The sequence below is a fragment of the Dactylosporangium sp. NPDC000244 genome (assembly GCF_040300725.1).
Classification (GTDB): Bacteria; Actinomycetota; Actinomycetes; order Mycobacteriales; family Micromonosporaceae; genus Dactylosporangium.
On record NZ_JBEPEH010000015.1, the window covers coordinates 18921 to 31918 of the forward strand.

14 protein-coding genes are annotated in these 12998 nt (G+C 73.7%); 9 read left to right on the top strand and 5 right to left on the bottom strand.

Annotated elements, in window-relative coordinates; all coding sequences use genetic code 11:
- The first annotated feature begins 37 nt into the window (after positions 1 to 37).
- On the top strand, positions 38 to 1900 hold the full coding sequence (locus tag ABT369_RS21950; protein WP_350614408.1) for an Hsp70 family protein: 1863 nt from the start codon (positions 38 to 40) through the stop codon (positions 1898 to 1900).
- A 107-nt stretch (positions 1901 to 2007) separates the two neighbouring features.
- Here the strand turns inward: ABT369_RS21950 and ABT369_RS21955 are convergent, their stop codons facing one another.
- From ABT369_RS21955 to ABT369_RS21970, 4 genes are read right to left on the bottom strand one after another with little or no spacing between them, the layout of a single operon-like run.
- Positions 2008 to 2823: a carbohydrate ABC transporter permease gene (locus tag ABT369_RS21955; RefSeq protein ID WP_350614409.1), complete on the bottom strand. Its 816-nt coding sequence runs from the start codon at positions 2821 to 2823 to the stop codon at positions 2008 to 2010.
- Positions 2823 to 3872 (bottom strand): carbohydrate ABC transporter permease, encoded by a 1050-nt coding sequence (locus tag ABT369_RS21960; RefSeq protein ID WP_350614410.1) that lies wholly within the window; start codon positions 3870 to 3872, stop codon positions 2823 to 2825. The genes ABT369_RS21955 and ABT369_RS21960 overlap by 1 nt, the downstream gene beginning before the upstream one ends.
- Positions 3872 to 5092: a sugar ABC transporter substrate-binding protein gene (locus ABT369_RS21965; RefSeq protein WP_350614411.1), complete on the bottom strand. Its 1221-nt coding sequence runs from the start codon at positions 5090 to 5092 to the stop codon at positions 3872 to 3874. The genes ABT369_RS21960 and ABT369_RS21965 overlap by 1 nt, the downstream gene beginning before the upstream one ends.
- A gap of 19 nt (positions 5093 to 5111) precedes the next feature.
- A complete protein-coding gene (locus ABT369_RS21970) occupies positions 5112 to 6098 on the bottom strand; it encodes a LacI family DNA-binding transcriptional regulator (RefSeq protein ID WP_350614412.1) in 987 nt (328 codons plus the stop codon).
- Positions 6099 to 6227: 129 nt separating this feature from the next.
- On the opposite strand from ABT369_RS21970, the gene ABT369_RS21975 reads away from it, so the two are divergent.
- Complete coding sequence (locus ABT369_RS21975) at positions 6228 to 8183, top strand: glycogen debranching N-terminal domain-containing protein (protein WP_350614413.1); 1956 nt, start codon at positions 6228 to 6230, stop codon at positions 8181 to 8183.
- On the opposite strand, the gene ABT369_RS21980 is transcribed toward ABT369_RS21975, so the two are convergent.
- Positions 8147 to 8911, bottom strand: a complete 765-nt coding sequence (locus tag ABT369_RS21980) for an alpha/beta fold hydrolase (RefSeq protein WP_350614415.1) — start codon at positions 8909 to 8911, stop codon at positions 8147 to 8149. The two genes, ABT369_RS21975 and ABT369_RS21980, sit on opposite strands and share 37 nt — an antisense overlap.
- Positions 8912 to 8986: 75 nt before the next feature.
- On the opposite strand from ABT369_RS21980, the gene ABT369_RS21985 reads away from it, so the two are divergent.
- The 7 genes from ABT369_RS21985 to ABT369_RS22015 all read left to right on the top strand — a co-directional run bounded on the left by ABT369_RS21985 (position 8987) and on the right by ABT369_RS22015 (position 12974).
- A complete protein-coding gene (locus ABT369_RS21985) occupies positions 8987 to 10486 on the top strand; it encodes a long-chain-fatty-acid--CoA ligase (RefSeq protein ID WP_350614416.1) in 1500 nt (499 codons plus the stop codon).
- 9 nt (positions 10487 to 10495) lie between these two features.
- Positions 10496 to 11026 (top strand): peptide deformylase, encoded by a 531-nt coding sequence (gene def / locus ABT369_RS21990; protein WP_350614417.1) that lies wholly within the window; start codon positions 10496 to 10498, stop codon positions 11024 to 11026.
- A gap of 62 nt (positions 11027 to 11088) precedes the next feature.
- Positions 11089 to 11403 (top strand): hypothetical protein, encoded by a 315-nt coding sequence (locus ABT369_RS21995; RefSeq protein ID WP_350614418.1) that lies wholly within the window; start codon positions 11089 to 11091, stop codon positions 11401 to 11403.
- Positions 11404 to 11424: 21 nt separating this feature from the next.
- Positions 11425 to 11814: an MmcQ/YjbR family DNA-binding protein gene (locus ABT369_RS22000; RefSeq protein WP_350614419.1), complete on the top strand. Its 390-nt coding sequence runs from the start codon at positions 11425 to 11427 to the stop codon at positions 11812 to 11814.
- A 51-nt stretch (positions 11815 to 11865) separates the two neighbouring features.
- A complete protein-coding gene (locus tag ABT369_RS22005; RefSeq protein ID WP_350614421.1) occupies positions 11866 to 12372 on the top strand; it encodes a DUF1360 domain-containing protein in 507 nt (168 codons plus the stop codon).
- A 107-nt stretch (positions 12373 to 12479) separates the two neighbouring features.
- On the top strand, positions 12480 to 12608 hold the full coding sequence (locus ABT369_RS22010; RefSeq protein WP_350614422.1) for a hypothetical protein: 129 nt from the start codon (positions 12480 to 12482) through the stop codon (positions 12606 to 12608).
- 9 nt (positions 12609 to 12617) lie between these two features.
- Entirely contained in the window at positions 12618 to 12974 is a 357-nt protein-coding gene (locus ABT369_RS22015) for a VOC family protein (RefSeq protein WP_350614423.1), read from the top strand.
- Positions 12975 to 12998 lie beyond the last annotated feature (24 nt).

The window sequence follows — 12998 nt, forward strand, 5'->3', positions numbered from 1 at the left end:
GGTGATCGGCCCGGGCGGCGATCACTACAGTGCTCCCATGCGCTTGGCGGCCGTCCGGTTCGTGCTCGCCGCGGGGCTCGGCGTGCTGGCCGTGCTCGCGGTGCCCGGCGCCGCGCTCGGCAGCCCCCAGATCGGACCCGACCGGCTCGCGGGCGGCCAGCGCGACGTCGTGCTCACCATCGACGTGGACGACGCGGGCAACAGCAGCGGCACGACCAGGGTGACCGTGAAGGTGCCCCGGGACCTCGCGACCGTCGACACCGTCAACTACGTGGACTCGCCGTCGGCGTACTGGAACTTCAACCGCGATCCCGCGCTCAACGCCTTCTTCTTCAAGGGGCCGGCCACGACCGGGCCGATGCGGTTCAAGGTGCGCCTGGGCACCGTGCCGGCCGGCGGCGGCCGGTTCGTGCTCGCCGTGACGCAGAACGCCGCCGACGGCGGGATCATCAACTTCTCGGCGGACCCGGACCGGATGGAGTCGGCCGGCGTGCTGGAACGGCCGGCGCCCGTGCTGGTCGTGACGCCGGGCGCCGCCCCGGTGACGAGCGCGGCCGCGAGCCCGACACCGGTGATCACCGTATCTCAGCCGGTCGGGCCGGCCCGGTCCGGCGATGCGCCGGCCGGGGGTTCGCCGGCCGGGGGCGCGACGACGGCCGTGGCGGTGGCGCTCGTCGCGGCGTGCGTGGCCGGAGCCGCGGTCTGGCTCGTGATGCGCCGGCGCCGCCCGTCCGAGCCCGCCGACCCGTCCGAGCCCGCCGACCCTTCCGAGCCCGCCGACCCTTCCGAGGCCGCCGGTCCGCCGGAGCCCGTGGCGGCTTCCGCGGCCCGGCCGACCCTCGCCGTGGACTACGGGACGTCGAACACCGTCGCGCTGCTGCGCCGTCCGGACGGGCGGGTGCAGCCGCTGCTGTTCGACTCCTCGCCCCTGCTCTCCTCCGCCGTCCAGGGCACCGACGGCGGGCTGCTCACCGGCCGCGACGCGGTCAACGCCGGACGGCTCGACCCGGGCCGGCACGAGCCGAGCCCGAAGCGGCGCATCGACGACGGCAACGTGCTGCTCGGGGACCGGGAACACCCGGTCGCCGACCTGATCGCCGCGACGCTGCGCCGGGTGCTGGACGAGGCGCGGCGGGTCTGCGGCGACGACGGGATCGGCGCCACGGTGCTGACCCATCCCGCGGCCTGGGGCGCGATCCGCCGGTCGGTGCTGCTCGACGCCGCGGCGCGGGCCGGGCTCGGTCCGGTGCACCTGGTGCCGGAGCCGGTCGCCGCGGCCACCTACTTCGTGACCGTCCTCGGTCACGAGCTGGAGCCGGGCCGCGACCTCGTGGTCTACGACCTGGGCGCCGGGACGTTCGACGCGAGCGTGGTCCGCCGGGGCTCTGAGGGCTCTGAGGGGCTGGAGGTGCTCGCCGCGGACGGGCTCGGCGACGTCGGGGGGCTGGACCTCGACGCGGTCGTCGTCGGCCTCGCCGGGGCCGGTCACGACGGCGAGGCCTGGCGGCGGCTGCTCGACCCGCGCTCGAGCGCCGACCGGCGCCTCGCCCTGCTGCTGTGGGACGACGCCCGCGCGGCCAAGGAGACGCTGTCGCGGCAGCCCATGGCGAGCCTGACGCTGCCCAGCATCGGCGTCGACACGCACGTCACCCGCGAGGAGTTCGAGGGCGCGGCCCGGCCGCTGATCGAGCGGACCGTGCGCGCCACGACCGCCGTGCTGCGCGCGGCCGGCGTCACGGCCGCCGGGGCCGCCGGCATCTTCCTCGTCGGAGGGTCGACGCGGGTGCCGCTCGTGGCCACCCTCCTGCTGCGCGAGACCGGCATCCGGCCGGTCGTGCTCGAGCAGCCCGAGACCGTCGTGGCCGAGGGCGCGCTGCTGGTGGGGCTGCCGAAGCCCTGACCGCGCCACCGCGTCGGCGACCTGCGAGGATCGGGGCATGGCGAACGTCTGGTGCGGTACTACGGCTGACCGGCGGCGCGCGTCGAGGGCGCGCCGCCGGCCGGCCGTCAGCCCTTGACGCCCGAGGCGGCCACGCCCCGCACGAAGAAGCGCTGGAACACGATGAACACGACGGCGACCGGGACGATGGTCAGGATCGAGCCGGCCATCATCACCGGGTAGTCGAAGCTCTGCCCGCCCGCCCCGCCGCGGCCCAGCGTCGACAGGCCGAACGGCAGCGTCCACAGCGACGGGCTCGCCCGCACCACGATCAGCGGCAGCAGGAACTCGTTCCACACGCCCTGGAACGACAGGATCGTCAGGGTCAGCAGCGCCGGGCGGGCCAGCGGCAGCACGATGTGCCAGTAGGCGCCGAAGATCGAGGCACCGTCGATGCGGGCCGCCTCCTCCAGCTCGCGCGGCAGCTCGACGAAGAACTGGCGCATGAGGAAGATGCCCATGGCGTCCACGGCCAGGGGCAGGATCAGCCCGGTGTACGAGTTGAGCAGCGTCAGCTCCTTGAGCACCAGGAACCGGGGCACGGTGAGCACGATCGGCGGCACCGCGAGGACCGCCACGACGCCGGCGAAGACGATCCCGCGCCCGCGCCACTCCAGCCGGGCGAGCGCGTAGCCGGCCAGCGAGTCCAGGAACACGCGCAGGAGTGTGGCCACGACCGTGACGAGCAGCGAGTTGAACGTCCACAGGGGAAAGTCGCTGTGCACGAGCACGTCGGTCCAGGCCCGCAGGTCCGGGCTGGCCGGCCAGGGGGTGACGGGGTGGGCCGCGACCTCGGGGCGGGACTTGAACGAGGTCGCCAGCGACAGCACGAACGGGTAGATGAAGATGACCGCGAACAGGGTCAGCAGGGCTCGGCGGATCATCAGCGCTCCCGGCGCAGGACCAGCCGCTGCAGGCCGGTGAAGACGAGGATGATGACGAACACGATGAAGGCGATCGCGGCCGCCCGGCCCATCGCGGAGTTCTGGAAGCCCTCGCGGTAGACGAGGTACGCCGGCGTCAGGGTGGTCTTCTGGGGGCCGCCGGAGGTCATGGCGTACACCTGGTCGAACACCTGCCACGTGCCGATCAGCCCCAGCGTGACCACGAGGAAGAGCGTGGGCTTGAGCATCGGCAGCGTCACGCGCCAGAACAGCTGGAACCGGGAGGCGCCGTCGACCTCGGCGGCCTCCTCGACCTCGACCGGGACGTTCTGCAGCCCGGCCAGGAACATGAGCATGAAGGTACCGGTCGTCGTCCACGTCGCCAGGATCATGATGGAGCTCAGCGCCACGCTCGGGCCGGACAACCAGTCCCACCACGACAGGTCGAGGAACTCGTGCCGCAGCGGGCCGGGCGGCGAGCCGACGCCGACGGCGCGCAGCAGCAGGTGGATGAGCCCGTCGGAGTCGTCGAGCCAGACCAGCCCGATCTTGCCTGGCAGCAGCGCGGACAGCACCGTGTTGACCACGCCGTTGGGGCTGAACAGGAACACGAAGATGAACGCGACCGCGATCGAGCTGGTGACCGACGGGAAGTAGAACGCGGCCCGGAAGAAGGTGCGGCCCTTGAGCAGCTTGGCGTTGACGATGACGGCCAGCACCAGCGCCAGGAGCGTCTGCGCGGGCACGACGCCGAGCACGTAGTACACGTTGTTGCGCAGGCTCTTGGCGAAGTCGCCGCGCACGACGCCCGTGTGGGTGAGCAGGTCCTGGTAGTTGTCGGTCCCGGCCGGGGCCGAGGCGGACAGCGGGGCCAGGCCGCTCCAGTCGCGGAAGCTCACCCACAGGGCCAGCAGGATCGGCGCGACCATGAACACGCCGAGCAGGAGGAGCGCGGGCGACACGAACAGCCAGCCGGCCAGCCCCTGCCGCCCGCGGAGCCCGCCCCGGCCGCGCTCGCGCGCGACCGGGGCGGCGGGTTCCACACTCATTAGCCCAGCACCGATCCGCCGGCCTTCTGGGTGCTGGAGACCACGTCGTCGACGGACTTGTTGCCCTTCGCCAGGCCCTGAATGCCGTCGTTGAAGGTGTCGATGACGGTGCTGAAGCCGGGCACGAACACCGACTTCTTCGCGTAGTCGCCGCCGGCGACGAACGCCTTGAGCTCGGGCTTGTCCGTCAGCCACTTGTCGGCCAGGGACTTGCGCGACGGCATCACCGGGAACTCCTTGGTGATGGTGAGCTGCTCGTCGGGCGAGGTCAGGAACTTCACGAGGTCGACCGCGGCGGCCTTGCTCTTGGACGCCTTGGCCACGCCGTAGCAGACCGAGAACGACATGGTGCCCTTGCCCTTGGGACCCGCGGGGAGCTCGGCGACGCCGTACTTGACGCTCGGGAAGTCGTTCTTCATCGCCCCGACGATCCAGTTGCCCTCGATGGTCATCGAGGTCAGGCCCTTGCCGAAGGCCTCGCCGCCCCAGCCGGCGCCGACCGCCGCCGGGGTGCCGAACGAGCCGGCCTTGTGGTTGTCGGTGAGGTACTGCAGCGCCTGGCGCATCGGCTGGGTGTCCATCGTCATCTTCGTGATGCCGTCGTCGGTCGGCCACGCCCCGGCCTGGGCGAAGAACGCGCCCCACCGGTAGAACTCGGGCGCGAGGACCAGGCCCGGGTGCCCGGGCTTGGTGAGCGCCTTCGCGGTCGTGGCGAGCTCCTCCCACGTCGTGGGCGGCTTGAGCCCCGCGGCCTCGAAGTCGGCGGTGTTGTAGACCAGCTGCAGCGTCGAGAAGTCCTTGGGCGCGCAGTAGTACGTCCCCTGGTAGGTGAACGACTGCTTCAGCGTGTCGTAGAAGTCGCCGGGGTTGTCGACCTGGTCGCCGGTGGGCTCCAGGGCGCCGCTCTTGCCGAGGTCCGGCAGCTTGTTGTCGTTGAGGTAGAACACGTCCGGCGGCTGTCCGCCGGCCAGGGCGGTCGTGAGCGCGGTGTCGTACTCGGGCAGCACCTTCAGGTCGACGGTGTTGCGGCCCTGCTTGTTGTAGTCGTCGATGGCCTTGCGCAGCACGGCGTCCTCGGCCGGCGAGGACGAGAACGCGAACATGGTGAGCTTCGCGCCGGTGGTGTCGCCCTGTTTGCCGCTGCCGTCGTCGCCGCACGCGGCGGTGGCCGACAGCACGCCGGCGAGCACTAAGGCGAGGGCGGGTCTCATGATTCTCATCGGTTGCTCCTTGGGGGTGTCAGGGCGAGGTGCTGGACCCCCGGACGATCAGCTCGGGGGGCAGCAGGCGGGCGGGTGTCGGGTCTCCCGCCGCCGGGGGCTTGAGCAGGGCGGCGATCATCGCGTGGCCGGCCGCCTCGATCGGCTGCCGGACGCTGGACAGGTCGAGGGCGGAGGCGGTGGGGGTGTCGTCGAAGCCGACGACGGCGAGCCGGGCGCCGCGGCCGTGCACGGTGCGCAGCACTCCGGCGGCGAGGGTGTCGGTGGCCGTGACGACCGCGGTGGGCGGGTCGGGGTCGTCGAGGAGCCGGGCCGCGAGCGCGGCGCCGACCGCGAGGGAGTCCTCGCCGCGCAGGTCCGGCCCGGGCGGCAGGCCGAGCTCGGCGCAGGTGTCCCGCCAGCCCTCGGCGCGCCGGTCGCCGACGCCGCCGTCGGGCGGCCACCCGGCGAAGGCGATCCGCCGGTGCCCGGCCTCGGCGAGGTGGCGGGTCGCGGCCGCGGTGCCGGCGGCGTTGTCGACGTCGACCCACGGGTGGCCCCCGTCGTCGCCGGTGCGGCCGAACGCCGCGAACGGCACCCGGCCCGCGCGCAGCGCCGCCGGGCGCGGGTCGCCCACGTGCAGGCCGTAGAGGACAAGGGCGTCGATCGCGCCGGCCTTGTGCAGGGCGACGGCCCCGGCGACCTCGCCCTCGGCGTCGTCGGCGGTGTAGAGCAGCAGGTGGTGGTCCTCGGCGCGGCCGGCGTCGGCGAGGGCGTGCAGGAAGCGGTCGTGGATGCTGCCGAGGGCGTGCGGGTGCACGGGCTCCAGGCGGTACCCGATCATCCGCGACGACGAGGCGCGCAGGCCCTGGGCGAGGCGGTTCGGGCGGTACCCGAGCTGGTCGATGGCGGCCTCCACCCGCTCGCGGGTCTCCGGCCGGACCCGCTCGGGCGCGTTGAGCACGTTGGACACGGTCTGCCGGGAAACCCCGGCGGCCTTCGCCACGTCCTCAACAGTGGGCTGCACAATCGCTCCCGGATGTCGTATGGTGCGTCGTGTTGAACGTTCAAAACGGCAATCGAGGAGCGTTTGAACGTTCAACACCGGATGCCGGGACATTTCCACTCGCTCGTCGGCTTGTCAAGAGGTACCGATATGCGCCAGCCCTACCTGCACGAGCACGTCACCTGCGTGGCCGCGCCCGCGACCTGGCTCTCCGGCCCGTCCGGCGACCTGCGCGCCGACCCCGACGGCCTGTTCGTCGAGGACCGCCGCGTCCTCGCCCGGCTCGCCGTCACCGTGGCCGGGCACGACCCCGTGCCCATCGGCGCCCGGCGGATCGGCGCGGCCGCGGCCGAGTTCGTCGCCGTGGTGCGTGAGCTCGGCGACGACGGCGCCGACCCGACCGTCACGCTGACCCGCCGCCGCGAGGCCGGGCCGCGCGGCGGCACCGAGACCCTGGTGCTCGCGAACGCGTCCCACGCGACGCTGCGCGCGACCGTCGAGGTGTCGGCGGCCACCGACTTCGCCACCATGGGCGTGGTCAAGGACGGCCTGACGTCGGATTTGTCCACTGTGGACTTCGCGGAGTCGGCCTCCGCGCCGGACGGCATGACCGTGACGGTCGCCGCCGAGCCGGCCCCGTCCGGCCCGGGGCTGCGCTGGGACGTGACCCTGCCGCCCGGGCGGTCGTGGACCGCGCGCCTGACGTTCACGCGCGGCGATGTGGAGCCGTCGGCCGCGGCCGGCGACCCGCCCCCGCTCGCGGTCGCGGCCGACGACCGGCGGCTCGACGCGCTCGTGCGCACCGGGATCGAGGACCTCCAGGCGCTGCGCCGCGCCGACGGGCCCGACGTGTACTACACCGCGGGCAGCCCCTGGTACCTGACGCTCTTCGGCCGCGACTCGCTGTGGGCCGCGCGCCTCGCGCTGCCGCTGGGCACCGAGGTCGCGGCCGGCACCCTGCGCGCCCTCGCGCGCCGCCAGGGCACGCGGCACGACCCGGACACCGACGAGGAGCCGGGCAAGATCCTGCACGAGGTCCGGCCGGCCGACGCGTCGTACCATCTCCCGCCCGTCTACTACGGCACCGTCGACGCGACCGCGCTGTGGATCAGCACCCTCGCCGACGCGTGGCGCTGGGGCCTGCCGCCCGCCGAGGTCGAAGCGCTGCTGCCGAACGTCGAGCGCGCCCTGGCCTGGCTGGGCGGGCACGACGGCTTCATCGCGTACCGGGCGAACGGCAAGGGCCTGGTGAACCACGGCTGGAAGGACTCGGGCGACGGCGTCCAGCACGCGGACGGCCGCATCGCCGAGGGGCCCCTGGCGCTGAGTGAGGTCCAGGCGTACGCCTTCCGGGCCGCCCTCGACGGTGCCGCCCTGCTCGACGCGTTCGCCCGCCCCGGCGCCGAGACCTGGCGCGCGTGGGCCGCGGACCTCGCCGAGCGCTTCCGCAAGGCGTTCTGGTGCCCCGGCGGCTATCCGGCGATCGCCCTGGACGGCTCCGGCGAACAGGTCGACAGCATCGCGTCGAACATGGGCCACCTGCTCGGCACCGGGCTGCTCAACGCCGACGAGAGCCGCGCGGTCGCCGGCCACGTCGCGGCCCTCGCCTCGCCGTTCGGGCTCCGCACGGTGTCGCCGGCCTCGGCGGGGTACAACATCCTGTCCTATCATCTCGGCTCCGTCTGGCCGCACGACACCGCGATCACCCTGCTGGGCCTGGCCCGCGACGGCCACCACACGCAGGCCGCGGCGCTGGTGCGGGCGCTGCTGGCGGCCGGGGAGCGCTTCGGGTTCCGGCTGCCGGAGTTGTACGGCGGGGACGACGCCGCCACCGCGTACCCGGCGTCCTGCCGCCCGCAGGCCTGGTCGGCGGCCGCGGGCCCGGCGCTGCTGACGGCGCTGCTCGGCCTCGACCCGGACGTCCCGGCGGGCCGGGTCACGATCAGTCCCCTGGCCCCGTCCCCGGCCGGCGCCTTCCGCGTGCGGGGCCTGCGCGTCGCGGGGGCGCACCTCGACGTCTCCGTCGCGGCCGACGGCACCCCGACGGTCCACAGTGGACCGCCCGGCCTTCAGGTGGCGAGGAAGTCCAGCAGCGCCGGGATGTAGGCGGGGGAGCGCAGGGCCGTCAGGTGGTCGCCGCTCACCACGCGCCAGCGCGCGCCCGGGATCGCGGCGGCCAGGTCCTGCGGGCGGGTCGCGAGCGGGTCCTCGGCGCCGGCGAGGACCAGCGTCGGGGCGGTGATCCGCCCCAGCGCGATCGGGGTCCGGTTCGCGGCGTTGACCTGCGCCGCGAGGGCCACCCGGTCCGCGCCCACCGCGTCGGCGAGAGCGCGGAAGCCGGCCGCGGGCGAGGCCTCCACCGCCGTGCGCGACTCCGTGAGCAGGACGGCGGCCACCTCCGACGGCGGCATCGCGCGGGTGTCGAGGCCGCCGAGCTCGGCGAGGGCCGCGCCCACGCCCGACAGGACCAGGCGGCGCACGCGGCGGTCCCGCGCCGCGAGGATGGCCGCGACGACGGCGCCCATCGAGTAGCCGAGCAGATCGGCCTCCCCGACGCCGAGGTGGGTCAGGAGCTGGGCGAGGTCGCGGGCCATGCGCTCCTCGCCGTACGCGGCGGTGCCGTGCGGCTTGCCCGAGGCGCCGTGGCCGCGCGCGTCCGGGGCGATCACGTGGCGGCCCGCGGCGACCAGGGCCGCGACCACGCCCGGGGCCTCGAAGTTCGTCGCCGCGTCGACGATGAACCCGTGGTGCAGCACGACGGGCGGGCGCTCGCCGGGGGAGCCCCAGCGGCGGTACGCGATGCTGATCCCATCCGTGGTCCGGAACCGCTCCATGCCGACGGAGATTAATGCAGTACCCGTGCAAATTGAAGCTGGCGGCGAAAAACTTCCAGCGTTAGTTTGGAGCGCATGAGCGCGACCCTGTCCCTCGCCGCCGTGCTGGCCGAGTCGGCCCGCAAGTATCCGCAGCACATCGCCGTCGTGGACGGGGAGCAGCGGGTCACGTACGAAACCCTCTGGCGGGAGGCGCTGTCCTGCGCCGCCGCGCTGCGCGATCTCGGCGTGGGCCCGGGCGACCGGGTCGCGTTGCAGATCCCGAACGTGGTGGACTTCCCCCGGGTGTACTTCGGGGCGCTCGCCCTGGGCGCGGTCGTCGTCCCCGTGCACCTGCTGCTGACGGCGCAGGAGGCCGCGTACACGCTGAAGGACAGCGGCGCCCGCCTGCTCGTGTGCCACCCGGGCCTGGCCGCGATGGGCTCGGATGCGGCCGCGGCGGCCGGCGTCCCCCTCGTCGCGCCCGCGGACCTGCTCGGCGCCGCGCCGCTGCGGTCCTACGTCTCGCGGGCGCCCGAGGACCCGGCCGTCGTGCTCTACACCAGCGGCACCACCGGCGAGCCCAAGGGCGCGGTGCTCACCCACCTCAACCTGGTCATGAACGCGATGGTCAACGTGTTCGACGCCAACGACGCCCGCCCGTCCGACGTGGTGCTCGGCTGCCTGCCGCTGTTCCACACCTTCGGCCAGACCGTGGGCATGAACGGCACCTTCCGCCTCGGCGCCACCCTCGTGATGCTGGCCCGCTTCACCGGCGAGGCGGCGCTGGAGCTCATGGTGCGCGAGAACGTGACCGTCTTCCACGGGGTGCCGACCATGTACGTCGCGCTGCTCGCCGCGGCCGAGGGCCGCCCGGATCTGCCGCAGTTGCGCCTGTGCGTCTCCGGCGGGGCGCCGCTGCCGGTCGCCGTGCTCGAGAAGTTCGGCGAGACCTTCTCGACGGGCATCTTCGAGGGGTACGGCCTGTCGGAGACCTCCCCGACCGCGACGACGAACCAGCCGCACTTCGGCACCCGCGCCGGCACCGTGGGCCACGCGATCTGGGGCGTGGAGGTGGAGATCGCCCGCCCCGAGATCGAGGAGCGCGTCGAGCTGCTGCCGACCGGCTCGCTCGGCGAGATCGTGGTCCGCGGCCACAACATCTTCGCCGGCTACCTGAACCGCCCCGCCGACACCGCCGCCGCGATCGTGGACGGGTGGTTCCGCACGGGCGATCTCGGCACGAAGGACGAGTCCGGCTTCGTGACCATCGTGGACCGCAAGAAGGACCTCGTGATCCGGGGCGGGTTCAACGTGTACCCGCGCGAGGTCGAGGAGGTCCTGGCCCGGCACCCGGCGGTCATGCAGGTGGCCGTGATCGGCGTGCCGCACGAGGTGCACGGCGAGGAGATCTGCGCGGTCGTCGTGCGGGATCCGGCGGTGCCGGTCACGGCCCCGGAGCTGGTGGACTGGGCGCGGGAACGGCTGGGGCGGCACAAGTACCCGCGCGAGATCCGCTTCGTGGAGACCCTGCCACTGGGCCCGAGCCACAAGGTCCTCAAGCGCGAGCTCCGGCGCACGTTCGACCTGCTGTAACTTGGGGCGATGGCAAAGGGCAAGGCGAGGGCGATCGCGCTCTACGGCGAGCCGGTGCTGCACGCCCCGTGCGCGCCGGTGACCGACTTCGACCGCGACCTGGCCCGGCTCGTGGCCGACATGGTCGCCTCGATGAAGGCCGCCGACGGGGTGGGCCTGGCGGCGAACCAGATCGGCGTGCCGCTGCGCGTCTTCGTCTACGACTGCCCGGACGCCGGCGGCACCCGCCAGGCCGGGCACGTCGTGAATCCCGTGCTGTCGCCGTTCTCGCGGCGGGAGGCCACGACGAGGGACACCGAGGGCTGCCTGTCGGTGCCGGGCCCGCACACGGAACTGCGGCGCGCGGCGGTGGCGACGGTGACCGGCGTGGACCTGGAGGGCCGACCGGTGACGGTGACGGGCAGCGGCTACCTGGCGCGCTGCCTGCAACACGAGTGCGATCACCTCGACGGCACCGTGTACGTCGACCTGCTCTCGTCGCGCCGCCGCCGGAAGATCCTGACCGAGGCCGGCCTGGACGGGCTGCCGGGACGGGATTGACCCGCATTCGCATCACCCGGTTACCGTCATCGATCGGCACACCGCGGCGGACTGGAGCAGCGATGCGGGTTGTAGAGGGTTTGTCGTACCTGGCGTTGGCGAGCGTCGGCGCCGGGCTGCACGGGCACGCCGTGGTGTCGGTCGGGTTGCTGCGCCGGCCGACGACGCAACGGATGTGGGGCACGCTCGGCGCGCTGCCGAGGGCTCGGTTCGTGGCGTACTTCGGAGGGCTCGGCCTCGCGTGGTTCATCGCAGTGTGGCTGGTGTGGTTCTGGCGGGGCGAGCCGTACACGGTGCCGATCGCCGCTGCTCTCGCCGCGGTCGCGCTCGTGCTCGCCGCCGGGTGGGCCGTCGCGGTTCTGCGGAGGGCTCGCTGACGGGTGGGTTACGTTGGGGACATGGTGACCCTGGACGAGGTGGCGGCGCTGGCGATGCGCCTGCCCGAGGTGGTTGAGGGTGTGCGGTACGGCAACCGCAGCTGGGGCGTCGGCGGCAAGGTGTTCGCGTGGGAGCGGCCGTTCAGCAAGGCCGACATCAAGCGGTTCGGCCGCGAGGAGCCGCCGGCCGGGCCGATCGTCGCGATCAGTGTCGGCGATCTCGGGGAGAAGGAGGCCGTGCTCGCCGAGGGCCGGCCGGGGTTCTTCACGATTCCGCATTTCGACGGGTACTCCGCGGTGCTGGTCGCGTTGCCGGCGGTACAGCTGCCGCACGTCGAGGAGTCGCTTGTGGACGGTTGGCTCTCGTGCGCGCCGCGCGGGCTCGTCGAGGACTACCTGGCCGGGCGCTGACGGTCCGGGAAAGAGCGTTTCCGCACGCGCCGGGCGGGTAGCGGGACGGGTATGGCGGATGTCGATTCCCGGGCCGGTCGTGAGTACGCGCGCAAGGCACCCGATGAGCGGCCGCTGCGGGGGTACGCCGCGGTGCTCGGGGTCTTCGCGGCGGCCGCCGGTGCCGTGGCCGGCGCGGCCCGGCTCACCGGGCGGGAGCTGCCCGAGCGGCCCGCGGCCGGGGACATCGCCCTGCTCGCCGTGGCCACGCACAAGCTCTCGCGGCTCATCACCAAGGACGCGATCACCAGCCCGATCCGGGCGCCGTTCACCGCGTTCGAGGAGCCCGCGGGGGAGGCGGAGCTCAACGAGAGCCCGCGCGGGCACGGTGCCCGGCACGCCGTCGGCGAGCTGCTGACGTGCCCGTTCTGCACCGGGGTCTGGGTGGCCGGGGGACTGGCGGCGGGGCTCGTGTTCGCGCCGCGGCTGACCCGGTTCGGGATGAGCGTGGCCGCCGCCGTCGCCGGGTCGGACTTCCTGCACCTGGCCTACGACGCGGCGAAGCGGAAGGCCGCTTGACGGACACCACTCGACGAAGGTGATGGTCGCGCTCCTGTGGCCGGACACCGGGCGGGCCGTCGCCTACCTCTCCGCGCGTCGAGCGCGATCCGGAGGTCGTGCGGGCGGTGGACGTACCGTGGCGGGAGCTCGCGCGGGACGGCGGGGTGGCGCTGCTGGCGGTCCTGGCCACGACCGGCGCCGGCCTGATCTTCCTGCGCCGCAGCACCGACCTGTCGGAGCTGCGCACCACATAGGGTCCGGTGATGCGACTGCGCCATGTCACCGTCGACTGTTCGGATCCGTACACTCTCGCGACCTTCTGGAGCCGCCTGACCGGCTGGCCCGTCTCGGCGATCGACGCGCCCGGCGACGACGAGGTGCTCGTCGAGGCCCCGCCGCCGGTCCCGGGCCTGCTGTTCGTCCGCGTCGCCGAGCCGCGCGCCGGGAAGAACCGCGTCCACCTCGACTGGGTGCCGGCCGAGCGCACCCGTGACGAGGAGGTCGAGCGGGCGCTGGCGCTCGGCGCCACCGTGCACGAGGACCACCGCGGGCCCGAGGGCCGCGGCTGGGTGACGATGCGCGATCCGGAGGGCAACGAGTTCTGCATCGAGCGGGGTTGACAGACGTGCGAGAGTGACGATACC